11 protein-coding genes and 4 pseudogenes are annotated in these 18,006 nt (G+C 72.8%); 8 read left to right on the plus strand and 7 right to left on the minus strand.

The features are described 5' to 3' along the window. Positions 1-2,096, plus strand: a 2,096-nt coding sequence (locus tag StrepF001_RS13055) for an HAD-IC family P-type ATPase (RefSeq protein WP_129798459.1), incomplete at its 5' end; no start/stop codon positions are given. 3 nt (positions 2,097-2,099) lie between these two features. Here StrepF001_RS13055 and StrepF001_RS13060 read toward each other — a convergent pair. The 4 genes and pseudogenes from StrepF001_RS13060 to StrepF001_RS13075 form a co-directional block, all read right to left on the minus strand. Beyond that, on the minus strand, positions 2,100-3,029 hold the full coding sequence (locus StrepF001_RS13060) for a hypothetical protein (protein WP_129798460.1): 930 nt from the start codon (positions 3,027-3,029) through the stop codon (positions 2,100-2,102). Positions 3,030-3,176: 147 nt separating this feature from the next. After that, positions 3,177-4,037 carry a calcium-binding protein gene (locus StrepF001_RS13065; RefSeq protein ID WP_129798461.1) on the minus strand — a complete coding sequence of 287 codons (861 nt, stop codon included), beginning with the start codon at positions 4,035-4,037 and terminating at the stop codon, positions 3,177-3,179. Between the two features lie 176 nt (positions 4,038-4,213). Continuing rightward, a pseudogene (locus tag StrepF001_RS13070) lies at positions 4,214-7,334 on the minus strand (molecular chaperone Hsp90). 90 nt (positions 7,335-7,424) lie between these two features. Beyond that, on the minus strand, positions 7,425-8,351 hold the full coding sequence (locus StrepF001_RS13075; RefSeq protein ID WP_129798462.1) for a DUF3027 domain-containing protein: 927 nt from the start codon (positions 8,349-8,351) through the stop codon (positions 7,425-7,427). Positions 8,352-8,663: 312 nt separating this feature from the next. On the opposite strand from StrepF001_RS13075, the gene StrepF001_RS13080 reads away from it, so the two are divergent. From StrepF001_RS13080 to StrepF001_RS13095, 4 genes and pseudogenes are all read left to right on the plus strand, one after another. Beyond that, positions 8,664-10,055 carry an MFS transporter gene (locus StrepF001_RS13080; RefSeq protein ID WP_206306848.1) on the plus strand — a complete coding sequence of 464 codons (1,392 nt, stop codon included), beginning with the start codon at positions 8,664-8,666 and terminating at the stop codon, positions 10,053-10,055. 117 nt (positions 10,056-10,172) lie between these two features. Beyond that, a complete protein-coding gene (locus tag StrepF001_RS13085) occupies positions 10,173-10,640 on the plus strand; it encodes a DUF2771 domain-containing protein (RefSeq protein ID WP_206306875.1) in 468 nt (155 codons plus the stop codon). Positions 10,641-10,708: 68 nt separating this feature from the next. Continuing rightward, positions 10,709-11,364 (plus strand): annotated as a pseudogene (locus tag StrepF001_RS13090) (futalosine hydrolase). Continuing rightward, positions 11,361-12,242 carry a 1,4-dihydroxy-6-naphthoate synthase gene (locus StrepF001_RS13095; protein WP_240797488.1) on the plus strand — a complete coding sequence of 294 codons (882 nt, stop codon included), beginning with the start codon at positions 11,361-11,363 and terminating at the stop codon, positions 12,240-12,242. The pseudogene StrepF001_RS13090 and the gene StrepF001_RS13095 overlap by 4 nt, the downstream one beginning before the upstream one ends. Before the next feature lie 20 nt (positions 12,243-12,262). On the opposite strand, the gene StrepF001_RS49500 is transcribed toward StrepF001_RS13095, so the two are convergent. Next, positions 12,263-12,646, minus strand: a complete 384-nt coding sequence (locus StrepF001_RS49500) for a cold-shock protein (protein WP_129798464.1) — start codon at positions 12,644-12,646, stop codon at positions 12,263-12,265. A gap of 164 nt (positions 12,647-12,810) precedes the next feature. Here StrepF001_RS49500 and StrepF001_RS13105 point away from each other — a divergent pair, with 164 nt between their 5' ends. Next, on the plus strand, positions 12,811-13,083 hold the full coding sequence (locus StrepF001_RS13105; protein ID WP_129798465.1) for a hypothetical protein: 273 nt from the start codon (positions 12,811-12,813) through the stop codon (positions 13,081-13,083). Here StrepF001_RS13105 and StrepF001_RS13110 read toward each other — a convergent pair. Then, a complete protein-coding gene (locus StrepF001_RS13110) occupies positions 13,038-13,685 on the minus strand; it encodes a haloacid dehalogenase-like hydrolase (protein WP_129798466.1) in 648 nt (215 codons plus the stop codon). The genes StrepF001_RS13105 and StrepF001_RS13110 overlap by 46 nt on opposite strands. Positions 13,686-13,937: 252 nt before the next feature. Continuing rightward, positions 13,938-14,871: pseudogene (locus tag StrepF001_RS13115) on the minus strand (hypothetical protein). Between the two features lie 80 nt (positions 14,872-14,951). Between StrepF001_RS13115 and StrepF001_RS47815 the strand changes: the two are divergent. Together StrepF001_RS47815 and StrepF001_RS49505 are read left to right on the plus strand one after the other, a co-directional pair. Then, positions 14,952-17,614 (plus strand): annotated as a pseudogene (locus StrepF001_RS47815) (helicase C-terminal domain-containing protein). 190 nt (positions 17,615-17,804) lie between these two features. Continuing rightward, on the plus strand, positions 17,805-17,933 hold the full coding sequence (locus StrepF001_RS49505; protein ID WP_276322820.1) for a hypothetical protein: 129 nt from the start codon (positions 17,805-17,807) through the stop codon (positions 17,931-17,933). Positions 17,934-18,006 lie beyond the last annotated feature (73 nt).

Raw genomic sequence — 18,006 nt, forward strand, 5'->3', positions numbered from 1 at the left:
GGCGGGCGAAGAAGACCCTCGACTCCCTCGCCCTGATCGGCGAGGTACGGCCGACCGTACGACGCGAGGGGGTCACCGCAGAGGTCAGTACGTCCGAGATCGTGCTGGACGATCTGATCGAGATCGGGCCGGGGGACAAGGTCGTCGTCGACGGGGTGTGCGTCGAGGCCGACGGGCTGGAGATCGACGAGTCCCTGCTCACCGGTGAGGCCGATCCGGTCGTCAAACGGCCGGGGGACCAGGTCATGTCCGGAAGCTTCGTGGTCGCGGGCGGTGGCGCGTTCCAGGCGACCAAGGTGGGACGTGAGGCGTACGCCGCCCAGCTCGCCGACGAGGCCTCCCGCTTCACCCTCGTCCACTCCGAGCTGCGCTCCGGGATCTCCACGATCCTCAAGTACGTGACGTGGATGATGGTCCCGACCGCGATCGGCCTGATCATCAGCCAGCTCGTGGTCAAGAACAACGACCTCAAGGACTCCCTCGCCCGCACGGTCGGCGGCATCGTGCCGATGGTCCCGGAGGGGCTCGTCCTGCTCACCTCCGTCGCCTTCGCGATCGGCGTCATCCGGCTCGGCCGGAAACAGTGTCTGGTGCAGGAGCTGCCCGCGATCGAGGGCCTCGCCCGCGTCGACACCGTCTGCCTGGACAAGACGGGCACCCTCACCGAGGGCGGCATGGACGTCACCGCGCTGCGCCTGCTGGACGGCCACGACGAGACCTACGTACGGCAGGTCCTCGGCGCCCTCGGCGAGTCCGACCCCCGGCCGAACGCCTCCCTCCAGGCGATCATCTCCGCCTACCCGGACGGCGAGGAGTGGCGCGTCACCGAGGCGCTGCCCTTCTCCTCCGCCCGCAAGTACAGCGGGGCGTCCTTCAGCGAGGGCAACGGCGAGGCCAGTACGTGGCTGCTGGGCGCCCCCGACGTGCTGCTCGCGGAGGACGATCCCGCCCTCGCCGAGACCGAGCGGCTGAACGAGGAGGGCCTCAGGGTTCTGCTGCTCGCCCGTACCTCCGGCGACCTCGACTCCCCCGACGTCACCCGGGACGCCAGGCCCGCCGCCCTCGTCGTACTGGAGCAACGGCTGCGGCCGGACGCCGCCGACACCCTGCGCTACTTCGCCGAGCAGAACGTCCGCGCCAAGGTCATCTCCGGTGACAACGCGGTGTCGGTGGGCGCGGTGGCGAGCAAGCTCGGGCTCGACGGCAGCACGGTCGACGCCCGTCGGCTGCCCGCCGACCGGGACGGTATGGGCCGGGCCCTCGACGAGGGCACGGTGTTCGGGCGGGTCACCCCGCAGCAGAAACGGGACATGGTGGGGGCGCTCCAGTCCCGCGGGCACACGGTCGCCATGACCGGCGACGGGGTGAACGACGTCCTCGCCCTGAAGGACGCCGACATCGGGGTCGCGATGGGCACCGGCTCGGAGGCAACCCGGGCGGTGGCGCAGATCGTGCTGCTGAACAACAGCTTCGCCACCCTGCCGTCGGTGGTCGCGGAGGGCCGGCGAGTGATCGGCAACATCACCCGGGTCGCCACGCTGTTCCTGGTGAAGACGGTCTACTCGGTGCTGCTGGCCGTCCTGGTGGTGTGCTGGCAGGTCGAGTACCCGTTCCTGCCGCGTCATCTGACCCTGCTGTCGACGCTGACGATCGGTGTCCCGGCGTTCTTCCTGGCCCTCGCGCCCAACAAGGAACGCGCGAAACCCCACTTCGTGCGGCGGGTGATGCGGTACGCGATACCGGGCGGGGCGCTGGCCGCGCTGGCGACCTTCGGGACGTACCTGATGGCCCGTCAGTACTACACCGGTCCGGGCGCGTTGGACGCGGAGACCAGCGCGGCGACGCTGACGCTGTTCCTGATCGCGATGTGGGTGCTGGCGATCATCGCCCGGCCGTACACCTGGTGGCGGATCGGGCTGGTGGCGACGATGGGGGCGGGGTTCCTGGTGGTGCTGGTGGTGCCGTGGTTGCAGGAGTTCTTTGCGCTGAAGCTGGTGGGCGTGACGATGCCATGGATCGCGGTGGGGATCGCCGCGGGTGCGGCGGTCGCCCTGGAGTTCCTGTGGAAGTGGGTCGACCGCCGGGTTCCCGCCTAGGGCCTAATTCACGTCGACGTAGTCACCGGCCACGGTGGCCGGCGCGGTGCTGGTGATACCGGCGTAGGTGAAGCGCCAGTAACCGTCGACCGAGGCCTTCACCGTGGTCTTCAGGGCGCCGCCCGCCGCGGTCTGGATGCCCTTGACGTTGGTGTAGTTGGTGGTGCCCGCCTTGCGGAACTGCAGCACCACCTTCTGGCCGCTGGGCAGACCGACGTACGTGCCCGTCTCCCAGTTGGCGCGGGTCAGCTTGCCCGTGATCGTGAGGGTCGCGTCCTTCTTCACCGGCTCCGGCGAGGCGTTGACCGTCAGCTTGGAGCCGCGCTGCACCAGCGTGGTGCCGAGGTCGCCCTGGTCGGCGTACCCGACCTTGGTGATGTCGAAGTTCTCGCCCGCCGGGTCCTGGCCGTTGTACGCGATGGCCAGTGCCGCACCCTTCCAGGTGCCGGCGTCGGAGTTGAGCAGGTCGCCCTCGCCCGGGTAGACGTCGATCTTTCCGGTGCAGGTGGCGGTGGTCGCCGTGGCGGTCGTGCAGGTGGCCGGCTTCACGCCGAACAGGGTGGTGTCGGGCGTGGCGAAGGCGCCCCGGTAGAGGTAGGGGCCGGTCAGGAAGTCCTGCGCGGTGATGTCGACGTCCGCTCCATGGGTCAGCGTGTAGGTGACCGTCGTGGAGTAGTGGCCGGTGGTGCCGACCTTGACCGCCTTGGCGATCTTGAAGTTGGAGAAGGAGGCGTCCAGGGCGTACGGCTCGTCCTGGGCGGCCTTGGTGCTGAACGCCGTCGCACCGGAGGGGGCGTGGGCGGCCTGGCGGATCTTCGCGACGGCCTCGCGGTAGTCGGCGCCGGAGACATCGGCGGCCTGAGCGGCCGGTACGGCGAGAGCGGAGAGGGCCAGGGCGCCGGTCACGGCGGCGACGGTGGCTCGTATACGCATGCGTTCCCCAGTGAGTGATCGTGGAGCCTGTTGGCTCACCTGATCAGATAGGCGAATGCCGGTAACGGTTGCTCCGGCAGGGAAAGTTGGGAAAAAAGCACCCGGCCCCGGATGGCTTCCGGGGCCGGGCAGCAGTCGTGCTGGTGCTTACTTCACGTCGACGAAGTCACCGGCGACGGTGGCCGGCGCCGTGCTCGTGATGCCCGCGTAGTTGAAGCGGAAGTAGCCGTCGGTGGAGGCCGTGACGGTCGTCTTCAGGGCGCCGCCCGTGGCCGTCTTGATGCCCTTCACGTTGGTGTAGTTGGTGGTGCCCGCCTTGCGGAACTGCAGCACCACGGACTGGCCGCTGGGCAGGCCGGAGTAGGTGAGGGTCTCCCAGTTGGCGCGGGACAGCTTGCCGCTGACCGTGATGGTCTTGCCCTTCACCACCGGCTCCGGCGAGGCGTTGACCGTCAGCTTCGACGCGCGCTGGACCTTGTGGGTCTTGTAGTAGTCGTTCCAGTAGATCTCGCCGTCGTTGGAGAGCACGCCCGCCGTCACGTGCCAGTTGCCGGCCAGCGAGTTCTTGAGCAGGTCGACGTAGGTGTCACCGGTGATGGTGAGCTTGCAGGTCGACGTCGTGGCGCTGGAGGCGGTGCAGGTGGCGGCCTCCTCGTTCGGGCCGAGGTAGCCGTCGACGTCGGTTTCGACGTCGGTGCCGTGCCATAGGTCGATGTAGGCGTCCGCGATGCCGCTCTCGTGGGTGGCGGTCAGGGACACCGTGAAGGTCTTGACGGTGGTGGTGCCGAACACGAGGTTCTTGCCCGCGTTCACCGTCACGTTGGAAACGGTGGGCACGGCGGCGGCCGTGCTGAACGCCGACTTGGCGGAAGAGGTGTCGAAACGCTCGGCAGCGCTCGGCCGGTCCAGGCTCGCGGCATCCCGCGAGTCGGCCTGCGCGAACGGCACGGCGAGAGCGGACAGGGCCAGGGCGCCGGTGACAGCAGCCACGGTGGCTCGCATACGCATGTGTTCCCCACGTGGAGAGGGGCCCCGACTGTGGTCGTTCCCTACGGCTCGTCGTCGGCCGGGGCCCAAGTGATCTTGGAGCCTGTTGGCTCGCATGATCTGACACGTGACTGGTGTGAATGGTTGCACGTCGTACGAAAATTTTGTGGGGGAAATTCTGAGGCTCCGTGAACGCCTCAGTCGAACCACCGGTCCCGCGCCAGCTCCGCCGTCCGTGACGGGTCCTCCAGCAGTGCCGCCACCTCGAAGCGCCGCGGCCACTGGCCCGCCGCCCAGGCGAGACCGGCGGCGACACCCTCCAGCGTGGCGGCGTGCAGTACGCCGTCGGAGGTGACCCGCCAGTCGATCTCCACACCGTCGACGACGAGTTCCTCGTGCTCGACGTACGTGTCGGGCGTCCGCGGGCCCAGCAGCACCCGCACCGGCTCCGGCACCTCGTGCTCGGTGCCCTCGGAGTCCACCTCACCGGTGACGGACTCGCTCAGCCGCCGCACCTGGAACAGCTCCGCAAGCTCGGCGGCCCGGGCCGGCGGCACCGGCAGCAGGGGCACACCCTCGGTGAACGGCAGCAGGTCCGGCGAGTCGACGACCACCGCGTCGGCCGCGTCCACGACCTCGACCCGCCCGTCGACGACCGCCCGCAGCTCGTCCGGCAGGGTCACCTGATCCGGGTCCAGCTCGGCCAACGCGCCGTACAGTCCGTGCAGTTGGGCGCCGGTGACCTGCCGCTCGGGGTCGGCGAGCCGCTCCAGCAGCTCGGCGGCGCCGCCCGGCTCGTCGAGGAGGGCCGCCACCGACGTCCGTACGCCGAGCGCCCGCAGCACCTGCTCGTCGTCGAAGCCGGTGGCGTCGGCCTCGTCGTACAGGCCGCGCAGCAGCGGATCCCCACCGGCGGCGAGCAGCCCGGCGGGGCGGCGTCCGTCGAGCACCGGGTGCCCGCGCAGCCACCACGCCGTGTAGGGCCGTACGACCTCATGGGTGCCGTCGGGCAGCAGGATGCGCATGCTCTGAACGACGGCGTCACGCAAGGGGGGTTGCGACAGCAGAGCAAGAGCCTGTGACCACTTGTCGTCGTCCACGAGATCCAGATCCCGTACGGCGATGAGTTCCGTCGCCACCGGCGGCACCGGCGAGTCCGGGAAGCGGTCGAGGATGTCCTCGCACCAGACGTCCACGGCGTCCAGCAGACCGGGGTCGTCGGGCTCGGCGAAGTCCCCTTCGCGGGGCTCGAGTTCATCGGGATCGAGGACGACGTCGGTGGCGCGGACCAGCGCGAAGTCGGCGAGGACGCCACAGGCGGCGAGCGGCTGCTCACCGAAGCGCCCGGCCAGCTCGGCGTCGACGAAGGCGAGTTCACCCTCACGCATGACCTGGGCGAAGGGGCTGCCGGGGAAGACGAGTTCGCCTGCCGGGGCCAGTTCCCCCTCCTCGTCCGGGAGGGCGAGGGCGCCCAGCCAGGGCTCGTCACCGGGTTCGAGCCCGGCGTCCCGCACGAGCGCGAGGACGGTGTCCGCCAGCTCCTCGGCGTCCGGGGCGTCCTCCTCCCAGAGGGCGCCGCCCTCGTCGTCGAGGGAGGCGGCGACGGCGGCGCGCACCTGGGGGGTGGTGAGCACGGCCCGCGGCGTCGCGGGCAGGGCGCCGAGCTTCTCCAGGAGCGGGTGCGCGGCGTCCGGGTGGGCGACCTTGAGGCCGAGCCGGGCGAGGACCTCGGGGTCGATGCGGGCGGCGTCCGGGGTGGGCAGCAGGACCTGCCGGGGCCCGATCGTCGTGCGCCCGTCGGCGAGCGGCACGGGCAGCCCGGTGAGCCGGTCCGGATCCACCCCGGCGAGGCTGTCGTACAGCCGCCGCCACCAGCCGGGCTCCTTCTCCAGGCCGGCCAGCCGGTCGACGGCGTCGCTCAGCCGGACCCGGGCCACCCCGAGCGTGCGCAGTTCGACCCGCCGTTCCAGCCCGGCGGGCAGCAGCGTGGGCAGCACCTCGGCGAGGACCCGTACGGTGTCGGCACCGGCGCCCTCGACGACCTCGGCGTCCCGTGGCCGGAGGGACTCGGGCAGCTCGTCGGAGCCGTCACCGGCGGGCGCAACGGCCGGCGGCAGGAAGGACGTCCGCGGCAGCCGCTCGAGAATCGCCTGCCGCAGCGCCCCGTCCAGCTCGCCCTTCCCCAGCGGGCCGGGCACGAGGTCGATGATCGCCTCGGTCACCGGCCGCCATTCGGCGAGGAGTTCGGCGTATGCGTCCGCCGCGCGCTGCACGACGAAGTCGGTCAGCGGGCCGGGCGCGGCGTGCCGACGGGTGGTGTCCAGCGGGAACGACGCGATGAGCAGGGCGGGCACGCCGAGGGGCTCGTCGCTGGGGGTGGGGCGTCACGACGGGGCTGTGCGGGGCCGGACGGGGGTGCCGTGGGCGGCGTCGATGGCACGCCCAGGTGACGGACCAGTGGGGGCGCAGCCGCTCCTCGACGGGGCGGCCGGCGAGCAGCTCGGGCGTGAGGGGGCCGTGGGCGGAGGAGGTACGCCAGTGGGTGACGCCGTCGCGGGAGTCCTCCACGACCGTGAAGGCGCCGTCGGTGCTGCGGCGCACGGTGCGGGGGGCGTCGCCGTCGATCTCGACGACGACCTCTTCCAGTCCCGGCAGGGTGAGCAGCAGGGAGTCGTCGACGGCGCGCAGCAGCCGCTCGGCGAGATCGGCGGCGGCGGTGTCGCGCAGCGGCAGGATGACGACGGTGTCGTACGGATCGGGCGCGGTGCCCTCGGCGGCGAACGGCAGCCGCAGCAGGGGCACGTGCCCGTCCCGCCGGCGGATCTCGTCACCCAGGCCGGGGCTGTGCCGGGCGGTGTCGGCGGCGAGGTCACGGGCCTCGGCCAGGGACCAGCGGACACCGCCGTGCCGGCCGACGACGGCGGGCTCGTCGGTGACGGCCAGTACGGCGGCGAAACCGACGCCGAAGCGGCCGATGGACGGCGTGTCCCGCTTGGCGGAGGCGCGGAGCGTGGCCAGCGACTCGACGCCGGCGGCGTCCAGGGGGGCGCCGGTGTTGGCGGCGAAGAGGACACCGTCGCGGAGGGTGAGCCGGAGCCGGCCGGGCACGCCGGCGCGGGCGGCGGCGTCGGCGGCGTTCTGCGCCAGCTCCACGACGAGCCGGTCCCGATAGCCGCCGAGGACGAGATCCTCCTCGGCGTTCGCGTCCTCACGGAACCGCGCCGGGCTGGTCGCCCAGGCATCCAGCACTCCGCGCCGCAGACGAGCCGTCCCGAAGGGGTCCGCACCTTCGGCGGCAGGCCGCACGAACTTGCTCACGTTCACTCTCCTCATCGCCGTGAGGAGAAGGTATCGCGCGGGAGCGACGACCGTGACGTCACGATCTCGGCCGGCCCCGGAGTCGGGACGCTACGAGTGCCCCAGCTCGGCCGCCGACTCGTCGGGCACCTCCGGAACCGACCCGGAATCCCGCGCCGGCCGCAGCGGGAACGGATCCACCCGCGTCTCGTCGATCACCGGCTCGGTCGGCTGCGGCGGCTTCGGCATCACCGCGGCCTCGGAGTGCCCACCGCACCCGTACGCCAGCGACACCACCCGGCCGTCGGCCGGCGAGAACTCGTTCGCACAGACCCCGAAGGCCTGCCCCAGCGACCCTCCGATCGGCACCAGGAAGCCGCAGCTGGCGCAGGACGCCGGCGCCGCCTGCGCCATCGGCGTCTTCGCACCGAAGCCCTCCTCCCAGCGGTCGGCGGCCACATGCAGCCCGTACCGGGACAGCACCCGGGCGCGCCGCATGCCCAGTTCCTCGGCGACCGCCGCGATCGAGCCGCGCAGGGGTGCCGTCGGGAGGGTGGCCGGCGGGCCCGCCGTGACCTCGGCGTCCTCGGCCTCGACCAGTTCCGCCATGTCCGCGGACACCGCGGAGTTCGGCGGCGGCTCCTCCTCGCCGGTGAAGCCCGGCTCCAGCCGCAGATCCTCGGCGTCCGTGGGAAGCAGGTCGCCGGGCCCCATGTCGCCGGGGCGCAGCCGCTCGCTCCACGGCACCCACTCCGGCGCCAGCAGCGCGTCCGGGCCGGGCAGCAGGACGACCTCGTCCAGCGTGACGATCTTCGCGCGGGACGCCCTGGCCACCGTCACGGCCCAGCGCCAGCCGCGGTACCCGAGCTCCTTGCACTCGAAGAAGTGCGTGACAACGCGGTCGCCCTCGGAGGCCGTGCCGACGTGCTCCCCGACGACCCCGGGCGCGGCGGCCTCCTCGGCTGCGGCGCGGGCGAGGTCGACGGCCTCGGCGCACAGGCGGTCGGGGGTGCGGCTTCGCGTGGTCGCTGCGCTCACAGGTATCGCTTCTCTCCTACGCCGTCTCTCGGGTGCGGTGCCTTGAGGCGTCGGGGCGGACGGAGCGGACCTGGGGACCGCGTCGACGTCCGCGCGCCATCGCGCTCGGGCGCACCTGTCACCATCCATTCTGCGGGATGGCCGAGATACGCACGCTACCTGTTGTCCGGCGCTGGGCCTACACCGGCGGGAGTCTTCGCTGCTTCCCGGCGGTCTTTCCGGCCCGCCCACCGGACGCGGCGGCCTGTGAAGTGCACGCCCATACGCGCCGTAACCGCACTACGGACGCCGCTCTCGGGGCACTATGACGGGGTGGCAAGCGGCATCAAGGGCAGCAGCGGACGCAGCGGAACGGGCCGGACGCGTGGCTCACTCCGTTCGCTCGGCCGTGCCCTGCACTTCCCGCTGACGGGTACGGCCCGCGGTATCCGCAAGGCGACCCACGCGCACGGCGCCGGTGAGTCGGGGCTCGGCAAGCTGATCGAGCTGCACGGCGTGAACGGCGCGGGCGATGTCATGATCACCGTGGCGCTGGCCTCCACCGTCTTCTTCTCGGTGCCGACCGACGAGGCCCGCGGGCGTGTCGCGCTCTACCTCGCCATCACCATGGCGCCGTTCACCCTGCTCGCGCCGGTGATCGGCCCGCTGCTCGACCGGCTCCCGCACGGCCGCCGCGCGGCGATGGCGGGCGCGATGCTGGCCCGGGCGCTGCTCGCGCTGGTGCTGTCCGGGGCCGTCATCACCGGCGGTATCGAGTTGTATCCGGCGGCGCTCGGCGTGCTCGTCGCGTCGAAGGCGTACGGGGTGGTCAGAAGCGCCGTGGTGCCCCGGCTGCTGCCGCCCGGGTTCTCCCTGGTGAAGGCCAACTCCCGGGTCACCCTCGGCGGGCTGCTGGCGACCGGTGTGGCGGCGCCGGTCGGGGCGGGGCTGCAGGCGATCGGGCCGCGCTGGCCGCTGTACGGCGCGTTCGTGATCTTCATGGCCGGAATGTTCCTGTCGTTCTCCCTGCCGCCGAAGGTGGACTCGGCCAAGGGCGAGGACACTGCGCTGCTCGCCGCGGACGCCGACCATCTGCACGGGCCGCACCTGCGGCCGGTCAAGCGGCCGGGGCTCAGGACGGTCGGGACGGCGGTCACCCACGCGCTCGGCGTCAACGCGGCGATCCGCTGCCTCGCCGGGTTCCTGATCTTCTTCCTGGCCTTCCTGCTGCGCGAGCACCCCATGACCGGGCAGAGCGCGGCGGTGTCGCTGGGCATGGTGGCGGTCGCGGCGGGCGTGGGCAACGCGCTGGGTACGACGGTGGGGGCGGCCCTGCGGGCACGGGCGCCGGAGCTGATCATCGTGACCGTCGTGGCGGTCGAGCTGGGCGTGGCGATCACGGCGGCGGTGTTCTTCGGCGCGTTCCTGGTGGCGTGCCTGGCGGCGGTCGCCGGGTTCGCCCAGGCACTGGCCAAGCTGTCCCTGGACGCGCTGATCCAGCGGGACGTACCGGAGCTGGTGCGGACGTCGGCGTTCGCCCGCTCGGAGACCCTCCTGCAGATGTCGTGGGTGATCGGCGGCGCGATCGGCATAGCACTGCCCCTGAACGGCACCCTCGGCCTCGTCGTGGCCGCCTGCATCGTCGCCGCCGGCTGGCTGACGACCGTCCGCGGCCTGCTCGGCTCGGCGCGGCGCGGGGGTGCGGCCCGGGCGCGGGTGGTGTAGGGACGGGCGAGTCGCGGGTGGCGCAGGGGGCGGGCGAGTGGCGTAACGCACGGCATGGCCTGTACCCCGCGTGGGGAGCGGGTCGCGCGTGACCGATAGCCTTCGGACATGACCACGATGCAATCCGTTGTGCGACGCCGCCGCGCCGTCGCCGCCGCCGGCGCCGTTTCCGCCGGACTGCTCGTCCTGTCGGCCTGCGACAAGCCGTCGCCGATGTCGACGATCACCGTCGGTTCGAGCTCGGTCAGTTCGGAGGCCACCTGCTACCACGAGGGTGACGCTCTCCCGGCCGAAGAGCGGTCCGGGTGCCTGAAGGGGGAGGACATCAAGTCCATCTCGGTCGACCCCGACGAGACCGTGCGCTTCGGTGTGGACCCGAAGATCGCGGACAAGGGCTGGACGATCCTGATGAACGGTCAGCCGCTCACCGACTCCAGCACCAAGACGTACCGGACCATCCCGGGCAGCGTGTTCTTCAACGCCCAGTACGGCGCCCAGGGCAACTCCACGCTCGTCTCCATCATGGGCGGCGAACAGCAGGCCCCCACCGGCCTGTGGAACTTCAGGCTGAAGAAGGACGCCTGACCCCTCCCCCCGCAGTGTTCCCCGCACGCATTCTCGTAGCCACCGCCGTCCCGGCCGAACGGGACGCGGTGGCACGTGCGTTCCCCGGCCCGGTCACGGACGTGGCACTCCCCGGAGCCGTCCTGCACCGGCCCCCGCCGGCCCCGACCTCCTCGCCGCCGGCGTCGGCCCCGCCCTCGCCGCCGCCTCCACCGCGGCCGTCCTCACCGCCGCCGCCCTGGCCGGCACCCCGTACGCCCTGGTCGTCTCGGCCGGGATCGCCGGCGGCTTCGCACCCGAAGCTCCCGTCGGCTCGCTCGTCCTCGCCGACGAGATCACCGCGGCCGACCTGGGCGCCGCGACCGCCGACGGCTTTCTGCCGGTCACGGAGCTGGGCTTCGGCACCGTCACCCACTGTCCGCCACCCGCCCTCGTACAGGCCGCCGCCGACGCCACCGGAGCCCGCGTCGGCCCGGTCCTCACCGTGTCGACGGTGACCGGCACCGCGGCCCGTGCCGCCGCCCTGCGCGCCCGCCACCCGCGCGCCCTCGCCGAGGCCATGGAGGGCTTCGGCGTCGCCGAGGCCGCCGCCGCGCACGGCACACCCGTCCTGGAGCTGCGCGCGGTGTCCAACCCGGTCGGCCCGCGCGACCGCGCCGCCTGGCGGATCGGCGAGGCTCTGGCGGCGCTCACCGAGGGATTCGGGAAGCTCGCGCCCGTACTGGAGAGTTGGAAGCAACCATGAGCCCTGACATGCGTTCGCTGCAGATCGCGTACTCCCCCTGCCCCAACGACACCTTCGTCTTCGACGCCCTCGCCCACGGCCGCGTGCCCGGCGCTCCCGCGCTCGACGTGACCTTCGCGGACATCGACATCACCAACGGCATGGCCGAGCGCGGCGAGTTCGACGTGCTGAAGGTGTCGTACGCGGTGCTGCCGTACGTCCTCGGCGAGTACGCGCTGCTGCCGTGCGGCGGGGCGCTGGGGCGGGGGTGCGGTCCGCTGGTGCTGACCCGGGAGCCGGGCGATGGGGGCACCTCCCACGCTTTCGGCAGTGGGGGACTGGCGGGCCGTACGGTCGCGGTGCCCAGCGAGAGGTCGACGGCGTATCTGCTGTTCCGGCTGTGGGCGGCCACCCTCTCCGGTGGGGTGGGCGAGATCGTGGTCATGCCCTTCCACGAGATCATGCCCGCCGTGCGGGACGGGAAGGTCGACGCGGGACTGGTGATCCACGAGGCACGGTTCACGTACCAGAACTACGGGCTGCACAAGCTCGCGGACATGGGCGAGCACTGGGAGAACACCACCGGGCTGCCCATCCCGCTGGGCGCGATCATCGCCAAGCGGTCACTGGGGGCGGACACGCTGACGCTGCTCGCCGAGTCCGTCCGTGCCTCTGTACGGGCGGCCTGGGACGACCCCGAGGTGTCCCGTCCGTATGTGATGGAGCACGCGCAGGAGATGGACCCGGACGTCGCCGACCAGCACATCGGGCTGTACGTCAACGAGTTCACCGCCGGTCTCGGCGAGGACGGCTACGCGGCCGTACGCGGACTGCTCACGCGCGCGGCGGCCGAGGGGCTGGTGCCGCCCCTCGGGCCGGAAGCGCTGGATTTCCCCTAGTCGGGGGCTTGTGTCGGGGTTTACACGTCGAGCTGGTCGGCGACCGCTCGGAGCAGGCCGGCGATCTTCTTGCCGGAGGCCTTGTCGGGGTAGCGACCCTTTTCGAGCATCGGGGTGATGTTCTCCAGGAGGGTCGTCAGATCCTGGACGATGGAGGCCAGCTCGTCCGGCTTCTTGCGCTGTGCGGCCGCGACCGACGGGGTCGGGTCCAGGAGGGTGACCGAGAGGGCCTGGTCGCCGCGCTGTCCGGCGACCACCCCGAACTCCACGCGCTGACCTGGCTTGAGCGTCTCGACTCCGGCGGGGAGAACGGAGGAATGGACGAAGACGTCACCGCCGTCGTCGCGGGAGAGAAAGCCGAAGCCCTTCTCACTGTTGAACCACTTGACCTTGCCGGTAGGCACGTCTGTCCTCGTCCTCGTACTCGTCGGAAAACTGCTTCTGAAACGGCTCTTGATAGCACTCGGGCGGGTCGTCCGTGACCCGCCGGTACCAAGGCTAATGGTCTTCAGGCCGGTGACAAGACGTCGCCCGGTTGTTCCTTCGCGCTGGGAACTACCCTGGTCGGGTGCGTGACAAAACCCAACCGAATTCCGCCGCGCCCGGTGACCGACTGATCCGTGCCGGTGCCGTCGTCTTCGTCGTCGGGGCCGTGGCCACTCTCGTCACGGTGGCCCCGCTGTTCCTCGGGACGACGCCTTTTCCGACCTACATGTTCGTATTGAGCATGCTCATGGGGGTCGGCTTCCTCATCGCCGGGGCAGGAGTGTTCCAGGCGATCGCGGCGGGGCGGCGTCAGGCGCGCGGTGCGTCGACCGCTTCCGGTGCGGCTTCGAGATAGGCCGAAAGCCACTCCGGGAACTCGCCAAGGCCGGCGAGGACGACGTCCGCGCCCGCGGCGTGCAGTTCGTCGGCGTCGCACGGGCCGGTCGCCACGGTCACCGACAGCGCGCCGGCCGCGCGGGCGCCGCGTATGTCGCCGGTGTGGTCGCCGACGTACACGCTCGCGGCGTGCTCGCGCAGTGCCTCCGCCTTGGCCTCCGCCCACAGGTTGCCGATCACCGCGTCGGGCTCGATGCCGAGGTGGGTGAGGTGCAGCTTGGCGTTGGGCTCGTACTTGGCGGTGACGACGACCGCGCGTCCGCCGGCCGCCCGGACGGCCTCTATCGCCTCGTGGGCGCCGGGCAGGGCGGGCGTGGCGGTGATGGCGATCGTCGGGTACATCGCGCGGTAGACGTCGGCCACGGCGGGCACGTCCGCGGCCGGGAACCAGTTGCGCAGTTCCTCCTCCAACGGCGGCCCCAGGCGGGTGATCGCCAGGTCGGCGTCGATGTACGTTCCGGTCCGCTCGGCCAGTGCCAGGTAGCAGGCGTGGATGCCGGGGCGGGAGTCTATGAGCGTCATGTCGAGGTCGAAGCCGACGGTGGGCGGGCGCGAAATCATATGGGCCATTGTGCGGGGTGCCTCCGGCGGTTGGGCAGTGGGGTTTGTGCCGGTGGGTGGGCGGGGTCGGGGCGGTGTGGCGAGTCCGCCGCGGGTTGCGCCCCTCTGCCTGCTGCCACAGTGGGCCGACGTGGGGACCAGCCAAGCGGCGGACTGCGCCACACCGCCCCGACCCGCTCCCGTGGTACGGCGGCTTTCCCGTCTTCGCACGGGTGGCTACCGCTGCTCGGCGGCTTTCCCGTCTTCGCCTGGCTAGCGGTCCTTTTGGGAGCGCCATACCAGGAACAGGGCCGATGCCAGGGCCGCGCCTCGTAGGACCCAGGGCCAGGTTTCGGCGAGGGCGTCGTTCATGTGGCCCTCGGGGACGGGGGTGCCCCAGCGGCCGTCGGTTCTGCCCCAGAGCCAGATGAAACCGGCGGTGACCGCCAGGGCGGGCAGGCCCATGACCGCCCATTTCACTTCTGCGCGGGTCAGGCGGCGCGAGGCGTAGGCGATGAGCCAGCCGAAGGCGAGGGCGAGCAGGTTGCCGAGTACCGCGCCGGCGACCAGGAGGGCGGCGGCGAGGAGCAGCAGGGGGTTGCTCCAGGTGCCGGGGGACGGGAGCAGGCGGCGGCGGGGGCGGGTTCGTCCGCGTCCAGGTCCGGGTCCGGTGGGTGCTCGACCGTCGGCTCGGGCTCCTTGGCGGGGCCTTCGGCGTGGCTTCAGCAGCTCCGGGATCTCCACTCCGCCCACGAAGCCGGGCACGCTGTCGCCGACGCCGAACGGGCTGTTGTCCACCCGCCACCAGTCGGGCTGCGTCGCGCTGTCGCCGAGTTCGTGCTCGCCGGCGCGGTGGGCGGGGACGGGCGTCGGAGGGTGCCGGGGCAGGGTTCGGCGGGGCGGGGCGGGCAGCATGCTGCGCTTCGTTTCTGGTCCCGTTGGCAGGGACGGCCGTCGGGGGTGGTTCCGGGCGGGTGCCGGCGTCACCTGCGGCGGCGACCACCTCGTCGGGGCTGCCGAGGCGGTCGATGATGCGGCGCACGGCGGCGGGGCTGTCGACGACGGCCTTGGCGCGGCGCCGGTCGATCTCGTCGCGCAGCTGCGAGACCAGGCGCATCCGGGTGGCGGAGGACAGCTGCCGCTGCTGAGCCACGTCACCGACGCGGCTCAGATACTCGTAGACGACCTTGTCGCTCTCGATCCCCACGCTGTCCCCTCCGGGGCGGGTGTGCCGGATTCCCCGTGGGACGACGGTAGCGCAGGCCGCCACCCGCTACCGTGGAGCGGATGAGCAGCGATGAGAAGCCTGTGGCCCCGCGGTCCCTCGCGGAGGCGCTGCGTGCACGGGACGACGCCTCTCTGGCTGTGCTGCTGCGCAGCCGGCCCGATCTCATCACGCCCGTGCCGACGGACCTCACTCAGCTTGCGACCCGGGCCGGCACCCGTGCCTCGGTCGTGCGCGCCCTGGAGCGGCTCGACCGGTTCGCGCTGCAGACGGCTCAGGCACTGGCGGTGGCGGCGGATCCGGCGACGTACGAGGAACTGCTCGGGCTCATGGCCGGGGACGAGGGCGATCCGCTCGTCGCCGCCGCGCTGCCGCGCGCCCTCGGCACGCTGCGCGAGCAGGCCCTGGTGTGGGGCGACGACGAACGGCTGCGGCTGGTGCGCACGGCTCGGGAACTGCTCGCGCCGTCGCCGCAGCATCCGTCGCCGACCGGGCTCGGTCCCACGGTCCAGGAGGCGTCGGCGGGCATGTCGCCGGGACGTATCCAGGAACTCGTGACGGCTGTGGGGCTGCCTTCCACGCACGACTCCGTCTCCGCGGTGGCCGCCCTCACCGCCCTGTTCACCGACCGGGCGCGGATGGCGGCGCTGCTCGCCGGGGCCCCGGCCGAGTCGCTGGAGGTGCTGGAGCGGCTGGTGTGGGGGCCGCCGTACGGCCAGGTCACCGCCACTCCGGCCCCCCGGCTGCGCTGGCTTCTCGACCGCGGGCTGCTGCTGCCTACGGCGCCCGGCACGGTTGTACTCCCCCGGGAGGTCGCCCTGCACATGCGCGGCGGCCGCGCGCACCGCCTGCCGGAGCCCGTGCCACCGCCCGTGGAGGTGGCGGCCACGCACCGTCCACAGGTTGTGGACGCCACGGCGGCCGGGCAGGCCTACACGGCGCTGGCCACCGTCGAGGAGCTGCTGAAGGACTGGGACGAGGGCGGGCCCGCGGTGCTGCGCGCGGGCGGGCTCAGTGTGCGCGACCTGAAGCGGACCGCCGTCGCACTGGACGTGTCCGAGCCGGTCGCCGCGTTCTGGATCGAGCTCGCCTACGCGGCGGGCCTGGTGGCCTCGGACGGCGAGGCCGACGAGCAGTACGCGGCGACTCCGGCGTACGACGAGTGGCTGGAGCAGCCGGCCGCCCATCGCTGGACCCGGCTGGCGGAGGCGTGGCTCGCCGCGACCCGGGCGGCGGGGCTGGTCGGCGGGCGGGACGCCAAGGAGCGGACGCTGGCGGCGCTGGGACCGGGCCTCGACCGCTCCGCGGCGCCGGAGGTACGGCACCGGGTGCTGAGCCTGCTGGCGGGACTGCCGGAGGGGGCCGCGCCGACGGCGGAGTCGGTGCTGGCGCGGCTGTGGTGGGAGCGGCCGTTGCGGGGGCGGCAGGACGGCGGGGGCGGGATGCCGCGCGTGATTCCCTCCAGGGCGGGGTGACGGACTCCGCGCGTGATCCCTACCGGGACGGCGGGACGGGCGGGCGCGATGCCGGGCGGGCCGCCGGGCAGGGCGGCATGCGCGACGACGATCTGCGAGCCGGCTCGCCCAGTGGGCTCTGGCCGAAGCTGAGCTGCTCGGTGTGACCGGGCGGGGGGCGTTGTCCGCGCACGGGCGGGCGCTTGTCGGGGCGAGCGCCGCCGCGCACCTGGCGGACGAGGAGCCGGAAGGCCCCGGTGACAAGCTTCCCGTCCACCATCGCCCGCCCACTGCCCCGGAGCCCCTGTCGCCCGGCGAGCAGGCCGTCGCCTCCGCCACGGCCGCCCGGCTGCTCGCCCCGCTGCTGCCCGAACCGCTGGACCACGTCCTGCTCCAGGCCGACCTCACCGCGGTCGCGCCGGGCCCGTTGCAGCGGCCGCTGGCCGACATGCTGGACGTGCTCGCCGACGTGGAGTCGAAGGGCGGCGCGACCGTCTACCGCTTCACGCCCGCCTCCGTACGCCGCGCCCTGGACGCCGGCCGCAGCGCCTCCGACCTGCACGCCTTCCTCGCGGAACACTCCCGTACGCCGGTGCCGCAACCGCTCGCCTACCTGATCGACGACGTGGCCCGCCGGCACGGCCGGCTGCGCGTCGGCGCCGCCTCGGCGTATGTGCGCTGCGACGACGACGCCCTGCTGGGCGAGATCCTCGCCGACAAGCGGACCGCCGGCCTGCGGCTGCGCCGCCTCGCGCCGACCGTGCTGGCCGCGCAGGCCGACCCGGCGGCGCTGCTGGAGGGGCTGCGCGCGATGGGCTTCGCGCCCGCCGCCGAGTCCGCCGAGGGCGACGTACTGATCACGCGGGCGCACGCCCACCGCACCCCGCCGCGCGCCGCACCCGAGCCGGTGCCGGACGGCCCGCCCCCCCGACGCGACGCTGCTGACGGCCGCGATCCGGGCCATCCGGGCGGGCGACCTGGCCTCCACCGCCCCACGCAAGCCCGCCGGCGCGGCCCCGGTGACCGGCGGTGAGCTGCCGCGGACCAGCTCCGCCGACACCCTGGCCACCATGCAGGCCGCCGTCCTGACCGGCCAGGCCCTGTGGATCGGGTACGTCAACGCCGAGGGCGCCGCCAGCCAGCGGGTGATCGCGCCGGTACGGGTGGAGGGCGGTTTCGTGACGGCGTACGACCACACCGCGGACGAGGTCCGCACCTACCCGCTGCACCGGATCACCGGGGTCGCGGAGCTGGCCGACGACCAGATGTGAGCACCGGTCACCCACACAGGCGTACACCCGCGTTCATGCACGCCACGCCGGACACTTCCCACCCATGAGGGAGCTTGCAGGTCACGGCGCATTCCGCTGCGGGCCGCCGGGCAGCCACCGGATGTCCTGATCAAGTCCGAGCCGCCCGACGGGGGGCTCGGGCGAACACAGCTGAAAGGAAATCCCACCCATGCGTGCTGCCCGTCGTTTCGCCGCTGTCCTGGCCGCCACGGCCCTGATGCTCGGCGCCTTCACCACCCAGGCCGCGGCCGTCGGCATCGATGTCGCCGGCCTTGTCATCGAGACGCCGCCCGTCTGACGCGCCCGGCGCGCCCCATCGGGCCGGTCCCGGCACCCCCGGGTCCGGCCCTCCCCTCGACCTCCTGTGAAAG

It is taken from the genome of Streptomyces sp. F001, from assembly GCF_004187715.1.
GTDB lineage: Bacteria > Actinomycetota > Actinomycetes > Streptomycetales > Streptomycetaceae > Streptomyces > Streptomyces flavusporus.